Source organism: Ruegeria sp. CL3, from assembly GCF_056536505.1.
Map to the genome: position 1 here is coordinate 65,169 of NZ_JBQFPT010000003.1, position 12,349 is coordinate 77,517.

Below are 12,349 nucleotides of genomic sequence, written 5' to 3' on the forward strand. Positions count from 1 at the left end.
CTCACTCCTTTGTGTGGTGAAACAGGCTGCGGAAAAGATGCCGGATCTTCGGGCTGTCGAAATGCTGAAAGTTTGAAATCACGCGCGCACGTTCGGCCTTTTGGCGTTGGTCGAGAACTGCGATTAGGCCACCAGCGGCCAAACCAAGCTGCGCGTCCACGCGGCCTTGGGCGGTGCTTTGGTCGGTAACAAACGCCAGCAGCGCCTCTTGCTGGACCGAGTAATCGTTGAACAGGCCCAGGTTATCTTGCAGCTTTTTCAGAGGCTTGAGGATCGTTTTGAAGTCCTTTGCATTGAACAGAGGCCCGAAGAACTCCATCAGATAGCGCAGTTTCTTGCAGTCGATCCGCAGGTCGTGGACGGTTTGGTCTGGCGTCTCGTCACTAATACTGCGGGCGAGTTTGCAAGTCTTGCGATAGCGTTTCCAGATCAGCGCGCAGGCATAGCAATAGGCTCCGCGATCAGCGCTCGGCCCCGGCTCCAGAGTTTCTGGACTTGAGAATTCCTGCGCCAGATCGGTCATCGCAGTTTCATAGGTCGCGCTGCGCAAATGGCGAGACAGACGGGACAGTTCCTTGGCACGCTCTTGTTCGAACCGGTCGAACATGGCCTGAACACCAGCATGAAGATTTTCCGGTACGAGACTGAGATACATATCTTTTTCCAAAAGATAGACATCCAGATCCCGTAAGCGACCGGTTGGGGCCATCAGGTCCGAAAAGACCCGTTTCAACTCTGCCGTCTGCTGGTCTGAAAACACCCCTTTGAACAAGCTCACGACTGAGCGGATGCGCCGAAAAGACACTCGGTAGTCATGCAGAAACTCGGTATCAATATCCGCCACTATGCCAGCCTCATTCTGACGCGCAACGCTGAGATAGGTCCGGATCAGGTCAGTCGCGACCTCCAAGGATGGTTCTTGCGTGCCAAGCGCAATCGCCGGTTTTGCGCGGTAACGCGCCATGTCTGGGAACAAAACCTCGAACAAGTCGTCAATACCGCCCGAAGTCATTCCCTCAAGACTATCACAGGCCGCAGCAAAAGCGCGATCATAGCCGCGCAGTTGTTGTAACCAGACAAATGCCACTTGCCCGCGATCGGTTCTAAGCGACAGGATATGTCCCCGAACCTGCGTCTTTTGCAGATCGTCGAGAATCGCAAGCGCGCCTTCCTCAACCTCGCCCGTACCAATCGGCGTCAGGGCGCGCAAAGTAGGAAAGCCGTTCAGCGCCGCCTTCACTGGTCCTTCAGGCAGGTTCTGTACGAATTGCCCCTTGCCCCTTGCCTGCTGCTCGGAGACCTGCCCCTGCATGGAGACAAGCCGCAAGCTCCCTCTGTTCTCGAGCAGGACCCTGCCGGAGCTGCGGAGTGACTGATCGTGACAATCAAGCAAAAGGACCGGCGCGGCGGTGCCCATCTGAATATCGACTGAGTGATTGGGCAAAGCGTGCTCGAACGCGGCCTGATCAAGCCCGCCGGGGAGGATGAAGAATCCGTTTGTTCCCTGCGACACGTCTTACCCCTGCCCGACCCTTCTACATATCGTCATGAGACCGTGAATCGCGCCCTGCATCAAGAACAAGATCAACCAAACCTGGGATTTGTGCGGGTGACAGGTCAAAACCGTCCGGCTAAAACCAAGACATGTCTGATCCGGTCTCCTCCATCCGCAATCTCGGCCCCGCCTTCGAACAGGCTTGCACTCGCGCGGGCATCCATTCGGCGCAGGAGCTGCGAGAGCTGGGCGCCGATGCCGCCTATGCCAAGCTGTTGGCAGCAGGCACAAGGCCGCATTTCATCGGCTACTATGTGTTGGTGATGGGGCTGCAGGGCCGCCCTTGGAACGACTGCAAGGGCGAGGAGAAAAAGGCGTTAAGACAACGGTTTGACACGATCAAATCCGGCACAAAGGCGGCCCCGGAAAGCCAAATGGTCTCGGATCTGGATGCCATCGGGGTACGGGTTGCAGCCCACGATCTAAAGCAGATCTGAAACGAAAAAGGCCGCCCCAATCAGGAGCGGCCCAATTTGTTCATCAAAGTGGTGGCTTAGCCGACCAGTTCGATACCCGAGAAGAAGTAGGCGATCTCCACCGCTGCGGTTTCCGGAGCGTCCGAACCGTGGACCGAGTTTTCGCCAACCGATTCAGCAAACTCGGCGCGGATGGTGCCGGCCGCTGCGTCAGCAGGGTTGGTTGCGCCCATGACTTCACGGTTCTTAGCAATGGCGCCTTCGCCTTCCAGAACCTGAACAACGACCGGAGCCGACGACATGAACTCGCACAGTTCGTCATAGAACGGACGCTCGGCGTGAACTTCGTAGAACTTGCCGGCTTGCTCTTTGGTCATGTGGATGCGCTTTTGCGCAACGATGCGCAGACCAGCTTCTTCGAACTTGGCGTTGATTTTGCCAGTCAGGTTGCGGCGGGTTGCATCGGGTTTGATGATCGAGAATGTGCGTTCCAGTGCCATGTCGGCCTCTCCTTACAATGTGGCGCGGGGTCCGCGCCGAAATCCATCGCGCGCCGCCTAACATGGTCTGTGGCTCATGAAAAGTCTTATGATGCCCTGCCCCGCGCTTTGCGGTTCAGATTGTGTCAGGCAAAGGCTCTAGACGGTCGACACGGCGGATGTAGAGCACCGCAAGCAGGCCGATAAAACTGCTGCCGCTCATCATGCCCAGAACTAGATACGGGCCGTTTTCGGCGTTGACGAATGCTCCGGTCATAGACGTCAGCACAGCCCCCAACGCGACGATCATCGCGCCCGAAAGACCTGCGGCGCTGCCTGCCAGTTTCGGGCGCACCGACATGACGCCAGCCGACGCGTTGGCGTTGGTCAAGCCGTTGCCAAACCCTACGCAGATGGCCGAACCGAAGAATACCCAGACCGAGTCCATCTGGCCCAGAAACAAAAACAACCCAAGCATAGGGCCGGTCGAGGCCACGATCCGTCCGATCAGGATCATCGTGGTCAGCCGGGTCCGTGCAGCAATGCGACCGGTGATGAAATTGCCCACCATGAAGCCGCCGGTGATGATGCCAATGCCTAGACCCAACATCGCGGGGCTCAGATCGAACCACGCTGCAGCCACTAAGGGCGCACCGGTGATAAAGCTGTAGAACCCCCCGATCGAAAACGCCGCGCAAAGGGCATAGCCCCAGAACCTGCGGGCACGGAACAGGTGCGGGTATTCTCTCAGCTGTGCAGCGAAAGTTGAGGAGCGGTTGATGTTGGTCTCGCCCATGTCGAACCAAAGCAAGGTCAACAGTCCCGACCCCAACAGCGAATACAAAACAAACCCGGCCCGCCAACCAAAGAGCATATCAAGCGCCCCGCCCAGCATCGGCCCCAGCATCGGTGCGAGGGCCATTGCCATAGCGACATAGCCAAGTTTGCTGGCGGCCTCATTCGGCGGGTATTGATCCCGGATCGACGCGCTGGACAAGACTGAGCCCGCTACTACAGCGGCTTGCAACAGGCGGAAGCCAAGGAATAGCCAGATCGACTCAGCGAGGGCGCAACCGATTGAAGCGCAAACAAAGATCGCCATGCAGATCAGCAAGACCGGCCTGCGTCCGTAGCGATCCGACAGCGGCCCCATGATCAGCTGAAGTATGGCTGAAACCGCCAGATATCCCGCGACTGAAAGGTTCACGAGACCATAGTCGACCGCGAAATCCTCACTCATATGCGCCAGCGAAGGTAGGAACATATTCAGCGAAAGAACCGACAGCGCCGTAGCAAAGATCAGCGTGATCAAAGTTGGAGGCGTCTGGGCGGCGCGCATGGTCAAAACCGTTTCAAATTGGCAAACGAGAAAGCGCTAACACATCGCTGGTCAGTTGAACATGCTTAGCCGCTGGCGGCGGCATCACGGCTCTGCTAAGAGCGCATCATGCTACGGATCGAAGACATCACTTATGCCGTTGAGGGCCGTCCCCTTTTTGATGGGGCCAGCGCAACCATTCCAGACGGCCACAAGGTTGGTCTTGTGGGCCGCAATGGCACCGGGAAAACCACGCTGTTCCGCCTGATCCGGGGGGAGCTGGCGTTGGAATCGGGCAATATCTCGATCCCGAAACGCGCGCGGATTGGCGGTGTGGCGCAAGAGGTGCCCTCGTCCGACGTGTCGCTGATCAATACCGTTCTGGCCGCCGATACCGAACGCGGCGCCCTGATGGCCGAAGCTGAGACCGCTGAGGACCCCGCCCGCATTGCCGAGATCCAGACCCGTCTGGCCGATATCGACGCTTGGTCGGCCGAGGCGCGCGCGGCCTCGATCCTCAAAGGTCTGGGCTTCGATGACGACGACCAGCTTCGCCCCTGCTCAGATTTTTCGGGCGGTTGGCGGATGCGCGTCGCTCTGGCGGCGGTACTGTTTTCGCAGCCCGATCTGCTGCTGCTCGACGAACCGACCAACTATCTCGACCTCGAAGGCGCTTTGTGGCTGGAGAGCTATCTGGCGAAGTATCCTCACACGGTCATCATCATCAGCCACGACCGCGGTCTTTTGAACCGGGCCGTAGGTTCGATCCTGCATCTGGAAGATCGCAAGCTCACCTACTACGCGGTTCCTTATGACAAGTTCGCCGAGCGCCGCGCCGAACGTCTGGCGCAAGCGGAGTCGGAGAACGCCAAGGCTAAGGCCCGCATCGCTCATCTGCAAAGCTTCGTGGATCGCTTCCGGTACAAGGCGTCCAAGGCCGTTCAGGCCCAATCGCGCCTGAAGATGATTGAACGCATACAGCTGGTCTCTACCCCGCAAGAGGCCGCTTTGCGCGCGTTTTCCTTCCCCGAGCCTGAGGAACTGTCGCCGCCCATCATTCAGATCGAAGGTGGCGTGACTGGCTATGGCGAAGTCGAAGTGCTGCGCCGTCTGAACCTGCGCATTGACCAGGACGACCGGATCGCGCTGCTGGGTAAGAATGGTCAGGGTAAATCGACTCTGTCCAAACTCTTGTCAGACCGTCTGCCCCTGATGGCGGGTAAGATGAGCCGCAGCAACAAGCTACGTATCGGGTATTTCGCGCAGCATCAGGTGGATGAACTCTATGTGGACGAAACCCCGCTGGACCACCTACGCCGTCTGCGCCCGGATGAGGTGCCAGGCAAATGGCGGTCGCGTCTGGCCGGGTTTGGTCTGAACTCCGATCAAGCCGAGACAGAGGTTGGCCGCCTGTCCGGAGGGCAAAAAGCCCGACTGTCGCTGCTGCTCGCCACCATTGATGCGCCGCATATGCTGATCCTCGACGAACCGACCAACCACCTCGATATCGAAAGCCGCGAGGCGCTGGTCGAGGCGCTGACCGCCTATTCCGGAGCGGTTGTTCTGGTCAGCCACGACATGCACCTGCTGTCGCTGGTGGCGGATCGGTTGTGGCTGGTCTCGGACGGGACGGTCAAGCCGTTCGACGACGACCTCGAGGCCTATCGCGCGATGCTGTTGGCCCGGGACAAGCCAGTCAAAACAAAGCCGCAGGCTGCAAAGCCCAAGCGCCCGTCTCGTGAAGCGATGCTGGCCCTGCGCGCCGATCTGCGCAAATGCGAGGACCGGATCGAAAAGCTAACGAATATGCATGAGAAACTCTCGGCCAAGCTGGCGGATCCGGCGCTGTACGAGGATGACAGGATCAACGATCTTGAGACCTGGAACCGCAAATTCGCCGAGGTGTCCGAGGCCATGCAAAAAGCCGAGGCCCTATGGGTGGCCGCAGCGGAACGCCTTGAACAAGCCGAGAATGCCGCATGATGGATCTGGCCTTTTTCATTACAGCCTTCACCACCTTGTTCGTGGTGATCGACCCCTTTGGTACCACGCCGATTTTCGTAGCGCTGACGCAGGACATGGATGCGAAGACTCGGCGCAAGACTGCCTTTCGTAGCTGCCTGACCGCCGTCTTCATCCTGATCGCCTTTGCCGCTTTTGGCGAGGCACTGCTGGGCTTTGTCGGGATCTCGATGGCCGCCTTTCGCGTTGCAGGCGGAGCTTTGCTGTTCCTCACCGCGCTGGACATGCTGTTCGACCGCCGCACCAAACGCCGCGAAGACCGGGCCGAAGAAGAGGAACATCCCGACCCGTCCGTGTTCCCTCTGGCCATTCCACTAATTGCGGGGCCGGGTTCGATCGCGACGATCATCCTGCTGGCCGGTCAGCATCCCGGCGTGCTGGGCATTGTCGAGGCTTGCATTGTCATGCTGGCGGTAATGTCTGTTGTCCTGATCTTCTTCCTGGCTGGCGGGTTGATCGGCCGCATTCTGGGCAAGACCGGGCTGAACGTCCTGACCCGGCTGCTGGGTATGTTGCTGGCAGCTTTGTCGGTTCAGTTCATTCTGGATGGCCTCAAGGCCTTTGGATTCGCGTCCTGACCCCCCATATACTGCTGTGTAGCGAGTAAGGATTTCGGCATGGACACCGACAATGTAATGCGTTTGGTCTACCTCAGCGTGCTGGGCACGGCTGTTGTGTTCTGGTTCCTGGCGCAGAACCGCCAATCGCTGAACAAAACCGTGCAGCAGGTCATGGCCTGGGTGTTCATCTTCGTCGGTGTCGTGGCCGTGGTTGGCCTGTGGGAGGATATCCGTACAACGGTCGGCCCTGCTCCGCAGATGACGGTGACAGGTGAGTCGATCGAGGTGCCCCGCTCGGCGGACGGGCACTACTATCTGCCGGTTCAGGTGAACGGAGAACCGATCACCTTTCTGGTCGATACCGGAGCCAGTCAGATTGTTCTCAGCGACAAGGACGCCAGACGCGCGGGGATCGATCCGAACCAGCTGAACTACTTTGGCCGCGCCCTGACTGCCAACGGCGAGGTTCGGACCGCTCCGGTGCGGCTGGACACTCTGACGGTGGGGCCAATCACAGATCAGAATGTCTCGGCCTGGATCAATGAGGGGGAGTTGCACAAGTCGCTTCTGGGCATGGACTACCTGCATCGTTTTTCGAACATCCAGTTCACCGATGGACGTATGATCCTGTCGCGCTAGGCACGTGTAATGCTTGAGAACAAAATGAGAACATGATATGAGTTGTTCATGTCTGCTCAGCTTCTTGGTCAAAAGCCCGCGCGCGCCGCGCCGGGGGTTACCCTACAGGATGGGATCACCCTGCAACTGGGGCGCGTGCATGAAGGCTGCGGCCCCGCGCGGCGCAGCTTTGCCATGTGGTTGGCCGGTCAGATGCAGGGGCCGGTCCTATGGATTTCCCCTGCGTGGGAGCCCGGTCAGTTGAACCCAGACGGGATGATGCCCTTTGCCGATCCCGCCCGGTTCATCTTTGTCCGTCCCACCCGCGCCGAAGACCTGTTGTGGTGCATGGAGGAAGCGCTGCGCAGCGGAGCCATCCCGCTGATCGTCGGGGATCTGCCTGGCGCGCCGGGGCTGACGCCCGTGCGCCGGATGCATCTGGCCGCCGAACAGGGCGGCACCATGGGGCGGGCCCCGCTGGGCCTGCTGCTAACGCCCGGTGATGGAGGTGCGCAAGGGATCGAGACCCGCTGGCACATGGCCGCCGCGCATCAGGGCGAGGCCCGCCGCTGGACCCTGACCCGCCGCCGCGCCCGTGCCTTGCCTCCGGTCAGCTGGACGGCCACGCAGATCAAACCGCGCGCCGGGCTGCAGCTTGACCAGATCGCCGCCGTGGACTGAGCGCAGCTGATCACGCATTTTTTTGTTGGCCCAAGGGGTCGCGCGCCCTAGCGTCCGGTCATGAGAGATTTGTCCCGACGTACCGTTCTTGCGGGGCTGGCGACCCTACCCTTCGCCCAAACGCTGCATGCAGCGCTCAGCCCCTATGCCCTGTCGGAAAGCGATACGAAGGTTGGTTTCAGCTTCGATCTGTCCGGCGTCGCGCAAAGCGGTACCATGCCGATCCGGACAGCGGATGTTCAAGTGGATACGACCCGCCTGCAGAACAGCCGGGTTCAGGTGGCATTGGACGTGAGCAAAGCCAAAACCCGCCTGCCCTTTGCGCGCGCGCCCATGCTCAGTCCCAGTGTACTGGACGCCGAAAGCCATCCGACCATCACCTTCGTCTCAACCGAGATCGAACTTGGGCAGGATGGGCGCATCTCGGACGGGGCCCGTATCACCGGGGACCTGACAGTTCGGGGAGTGACGCGTCCGATCACTTTGCAAGCCAGCCTCTACCGGCCGCCAGGCACAGCGGCGGGTGATCTGGATCGCCTGTCGATTAGCCTAAGGGGAGCACTGAACCGGCACGACTTTGGAGCCTCGGGCTATCCTGATCTGGTGAATGACACCGTCACACTGGACATTCGAGCCGAGATCAGCCGCCTCTGACCAAAGGCGAAAGTTCAAAAACGACTCCTTGACGTCGAATAGCTGCGCGCATTGTCTGAAAGCCTCGCCAAGGTGGACCCATCATGCGCACGATCATTTCCTTTGCCGCCCTATTCCTTTCTGTCATTCTGCTGCAACTGTCGACCGGCGGCGTTGGGCCGCTTGATGCCATTTCCGGCATCACGCTGAATTTCACGACCGAACAAATCGGTCTGTTGGGCTCGGCGCATTTCATCGGTTTCTTTGTCGGCTGCTGGTGGGCTCCGCGTCTGATGGGCAGCGTCGGGCATTCCCGCGCCTTTGCCGTCTGCACCGCACTGGGCGCGATGGGCCTGATTGGCCATACACTGACCGAAAACCCCTATGTCTGGGCGTTCCTGAGGATCGCGTCTGGCACCTGTGTCGCCGGGTGCTACACGGTGATCGAGGCCTGGCTGAACGCAAAGGTCACGAATGAGACCAGGGGGCGTGCCATGGGCACCTATCGCATCGCCGATATGGGTGCATCGCTGTGCGCGCAGTTGATCATCGCGGTCCTGCCGCCTGCCTCTTACGTCTCGTACAATTTGCTGGCGATCCTGTGCTGCGCTTCCTTGCTGCCGCTGACCCTGACACGCGCCAGCCAGCCTGCAACCCCGGACGCGCCGCGCCTGCGCCCCAAACTGGCCTGGCGCAGCTCTCCTCTGGCGGTTGCTGGGGTGATCGTTGCGGCGCTCAGTTCTGCCTCGTTCCGCATGGTCGGCCCCGTCTACGGGCAAGAGGTTGGGCTGGGCATAGATCAGATCGCCTTCTTCCTCGCCTCGTTTGTTCTGGGTGGCGCGATGGCGCAATACCCGATGGGATGGCTTGCGGACAAATACGACCGGCGCTGGGTATTGATCTGGTTGTCTGCCGCTGCGGTGCTGAGTTGTGGAATAACCATGATGGCCAGCAACACAGGGACGCTCGGGGTGATGCTGGCGGCATGGGTGTTCGGTTTCACCACCTTCCCGATCTTCTCAGTCTCCTCGGCTCATGCCAACGACTTTGCCACCACTGAACAACGGGTCGAGCTGTCTGCGGCACTGATGTTCTGGTACGCGCTGGGCGCGATTGCCTCGCCCTACGTCTCATCCACACTGATCGAGAAATTCGGGCCGGGTGCGCTGTTTGCCTTTGTCGCTGTTGGTCATTTGGGTCTGATCGTCTTTGGTCTGGCCCGAATGCGTTCTCGCCCCACCCCAGAGGAGCGGACGAACTATGTCTATGCCCCCAGAACATCCTTCACGATTGGGCGTTTGTTGAAACGCTCGCGCGAGGAATAGTAGCAGCGCCAAGACACCCTTGGCGCTATGGTTCAACGGATTGGAAATCTGTTTTATCGGACAGTCTGACCAACACAAACCGGTCAAGAAGCTTGTCCCGCAGAACAAGAACGTCCGTCCCTTGCTCAAGCGTGTCCCGGTCCTGCAACGGCTCTGCTTGTACGTAATGCGCATTACCGAACCGATCCATGACGCGCACCTCAGCCGGTCGTCCGCGCGAGGCGGTGCCTTGCGTCACCACCCCCCTGCGCCGCGCCAGCACGCGTTCAGGCATTCCGTCCGTTTTGGTTTTTGTCAACAAACGAGTGAAAACCGGGCCGAAACCGCGCGCAAACCAAAGGCTAAAAATACCCGCCGGGATGGTGGCCAATCCAACAGGCCAATCAGAGCCCAACAGATCCTCGACGATCAGTTGAACGCCAATTCCAGACATCGCAAAACCGCCCAACAAGACCACCAGCCAGATCATGACCGGCACATCGCCAATCCCCAACCGCGTCAGAGTTCCTGTTGCAGAGGCCGCCGGAGCCTCGCCCTCGATCTCGGCCAGTTCCAACGCACTCAGATCAACGCCAGCTTCGATATCGAGATCGAAATCCGCAACACTCAGACCGGGGGCCTTTAGTTCGACCAGACCTTCGCTTGCCAGAAGACTTCCACCAAAAAGCGCGGCGATGACCTCGCCTCCCAACAGGCCAAACAGCAGTACAAGCGCCATCGTAAAGGGCGTGAATGCGATTTGGAGAAGAAAATCGAACATAAAACAAACACCATGAAATCTAAACTCTTTCGCATGAAAAAGGCGCAGAACATCGCGCAATAAAATCAAAAGGCCGGAAATCTATTGGCCAACTGAATGGTAGCGCCTACCCTTGCCCGTATACAATCGACAATTTGGTCGTGGAGCTTTTTCCACTGCAACCATGGTTTTCGTGCCATCCATGTCAAACCCGGGCTTTTGCTGAGCGGTGACATAAGGTAGACGGGCGCGCAGACAGTTACGTGGACACGCAAAATGGCTCGGATTCTCATCACCTCGGCGATCCCCTACATCAACGGGATCAAGCACCTCGGCAACCTGATCGGCTCGCAATTGCCTGCCGACCTGTACGCACGTTACCAGCGTGGCCGGGGGAACGAGGTCATGTTCCTCTGCGCCACCGACGAACACGGCACCCCGGCCGAACTGGCCGCAGCCAAAGCCGGCAAGCCCGTCGCCGAGTATTGCGCCGATATGTATGCGGTGCAGGCCGATATTGCCAAACGCTTTGGTCTGAGCTTCGATCACTTTGGGCGCTCGTCCAGCGAACAGAACCGCCACTTGACGCAGCACTTCGCTGGCAAGTTGGATGAGGCCGGTCTGATCCGTGAGGTCAGTGAAAAACAGGTCTACTCGAATGCCGATGGCCGGTTCCTGCCTGACCGCTATATCGAGGGCACCTGCCCCAACTGTGGCTATGATCGCGCGCGTGGCGACCAGTGCGAGAACTGTACCAAGCAGCTGGATCCGACCGATCTGATCGAGCCTCGCAGCGCGATCAGCGGCTCGACTGATCTTGAGGTGCGCGAAACCAAGCACCTGTATCTGCGCCAGTCCGCGATGAAGGATCAGCTGGATGCCTGGATCGACAGCAAGACCGACTGGCCGATCCTGACCACATCCATTGCCAAGAAATGGCTGCATGACGGAGACGGCCTGCAGGATCGCGGCATCACCCGCGATCTGGACTGGGGTGTTCCGGTCAAGAAAGGCGATCTGGACTGGCCGGGGATGGAGGGCAAAGTCTTCTATGTCTGGTTCGACGCACCGATCGAATACATCGCCTGCGCCAAGGAATGGGCCGACGCGAATGGCAAGACGGATGCAGATTGGGAACGCTGGTGGCGCACCGACAAAGGTGCGGACGACGTGCGTTACGTGCAGTTCATGGGCAAGGACAACGTCCCCTTCCACACGCTCAGCTTCCCGGCCACCATTCTGGGTTCGGGCGAGCCGTGGAAGATGGTCGACCACCTGAAATCCTTCAACTACCTGAACTATGACGGCGGCCAGTTCTCGACCTCGCAGGGCCGAGGCGTGTTCATGGATCAGGCGCTGGCCATTCTGCCCGCCGACTACTGGCGCTGGTGGCTGCTGAGCCATGCGCCGGAAAGCAGCGACAGTGAGTTCACCTGGGAGAATTTCCAGCAATCGGTGAACAAAGACCTTGCCGACGTACTGGGCAACTTCGTCAGCCGGATCACCAAGTTCTGCCGCTCGAAATTCGGCGAAGCTGTGCCGGAAGGCGGTACATTTGGCGCGCGCGAACAGGAACTTATCGCCGACATCACCAGCCGCGTTCGTGCCTATGAAGGTCATATGGAGGCCATGGAGGTCCGCAAATCCGCGCAAGAGCTGCGGGCGATCTGGGTGACCGGTAACGAATACCTGCAATCCGCAGCCCCGTGGTCGACCTTCAAGGAAGACCCCGAGCAGGCGGCAGCACAGGTGCGCCTTGGCCTCAACCTGATCCGCCTCTATGCGGTTCTGAGCGCGCCCTTTATTCCCGACGCTTCAGCCAAAATGCTGAGCGCAATGAATACGCTGGATACAAGCTGGCCTGAAGATGTCGAGGCCGCGCTGAACGCCCTGCCCGCAGGTCATGCGTTCTCGGTACCTGATGTCCTGTTCGCCAAGATCGCCGACGAGGACCGTGAAGAGTGGCAGGAGAAATTTGCGGGTACGCGCGACTGACACAAGCT

12 protein-coding genes are annotated in these 12,349 nt (G+C 59.4%); 8 read left to right on the plus strand and 4 right to left on the minus strand.

What is annotated here, in order from left to right:
* Position 1: 1 nt before the first annotated feature.
* Complete coding sequence (locus ACR0NO_RS04740) at positions 2-1,513, minus strand: CHAD domain-containing protein (protein ID WP_480723151.1); 1,512 nt, start codon at positions 1,511-1,513, stop codon at positions 2-4.
* Between the two features lie 131 nt (positions 1,514-1,644).
* Here ACR0NO_RS04740 and ACR0NO_RS04745 point away from each other — a divergent pair, with 131 nt between their 5' ends.
* Positions 1,645-1,992 (plus strand): TfoX/Sxy family protein, encoded by a 348-nt coding sequence (locus ACR0NO_RS04745; RefSeq protein ID WP_170376712.1) that lies wholly within the window; start codon positions 1,645-1,647, stop codon positions 1,990-1,992.
* Positions 1,993-2,048: 56 nt separating this feature from the next.
* Here the strand turns inward: ACR0NO_RS04745 and ndk are convergent, their stop codons facing one another.
* On the minus strand, positions 2,049-2,471 hold the full coding sequence (gene ndk / locus ACR0NO_RS04750) for a nucleoside-diphosphate kinase (RefSeq protein ID WP_155143779.1): 423 nt from the start codon (positions 2,469-2,471) through the stop codon (positions 2,049-2,051).
* A gap of 115 nt (positions 2,472-2,586) precedes the next feature.
* Positions 2,587-3,789 (minus strand): multidrug effflux MFS transporter, encoded by a 1,203-nt coding sequence (locus ACR0NO_RS04755; protein WP_480723152.1) that lies wholly within the window; start codon positions 3,787-3,789, stop codon positions 2,587-2,589.
* Between the two features lie 108 nt (positions 3,790-3,897).
* On the opposite strand from ACR0NO_RS04755, the gene ACR0NO_RS04760 reads away from it, so the two are divergent.
* From ACR0NO_RS04760 to ACR0NO_RS04785, 6 genes are all read left to right on the plus strand, one after another.
* A complete protein-coding gene (locus ACR0NO_RS04760) occupies positions 3,898-5,751 on the plus strand; it encodes an ABC-F family ATP-binding cassette domain-containing protein (protein ID WP_480723153.1) in 1,854 nt (617 codons plus the stop codon).
* A complete protein-coding gene (locus ACR0NO_RS04765) occupies positions 5,748-6,368 on the plus strand; it encodes a MarC family protein (RefSeq protein ID WP_170469775.1) in 621 nt (206 codons plus the stop codon). Before ACR0NO_RS04760 ends, ACR0NO_RS04765 begins: the two co-directional genes overlap by 4 nt.
* 39 nt (positions 6,369-6,407) lie before the next feature.
* Positions 6,408-6,989, plus strand: coding sequence for a retropepsin-like aspartic protease family protein (locus ACR0NO_RS04770; protein WP_480723154.1), 582 nt, complete (start codon positions 6,408-6,410; stop codon positions 6,987-6,989).
* A gap of 48 nt (positions 6,990-7,037) precedes the next feature.
* The gene (locus ACR0NO_RS04775) at positions 7,038-7,649 is read left to right on the plus strand and encodes an ImuA family protein (protein WP_480723155.1); all 612 of its coding nucleotides are present in this window, start codon (positions 7,038-7,040) and stop codon (positions 7,647-7,649) included.
* A 60-nt stretch (positions 7,650-7,709) separates the two neighbouring features.
* Positions 7,710-8,303, plus strand: coding sequence for a YceI family protein (locus tag ACR0NO_RS04780; RefSeq protein WP_480723156.1), 594 nt, complete (start codon positions 7,710-7,712; stop codon positions 8,301-8,303).
* 83 nt (positions 8,304-8,386) lie between these two features.
* Positions 8,387-9,607, plus strand: coding sequence for an MFS transporter (locus ACR0NO_RS04785; protein ID WP_170677735.1), 1,221 nt, complete (start codon positions 8,387-8,389; stop codon positions 9,605-9,607).
* A gap of 25 nt (positions 9,608-9,632) precedes the next feature.
* Here the strand turns inward: ACR0NO_RS04785 and ACR0NO_RS04790 are convergent, their stop codons facing one another.
* Positions 9,633-10,367 carry an OB-fold-containig protein gene (locus tag ACR0NO_RS04790; RefSeq protein WP_170665281.1) on the minus strand — a complete coding sequence of 245 codons (735 nt, stop codon included), beginning with the start codon at positions 10,365-10,367 and terminating at the stop codon, positions 9,633-9,635.
* A 255-nt stretch (positions 10,368-10,622) separates the two neighbouring features.
* Between ACR0NO_RS04790 and metG the strand changes: the two genes are divergently transcribed.
* The gene (gene metG, locus ACR0NO_RS04795) at positions 10,623-12,341 is read left to right on the plus strand and encodes a methionine--tRNA ligase (RefSeq protein WP_480723157.1); all 1,719 of its coding nucleotides are present in this window, start codon (positions 10,623-10,625) and stop codon (positions 12,339-12,341) included.
* Positions 12,342-12,349 lie beyond the last annotated feature (8 nt).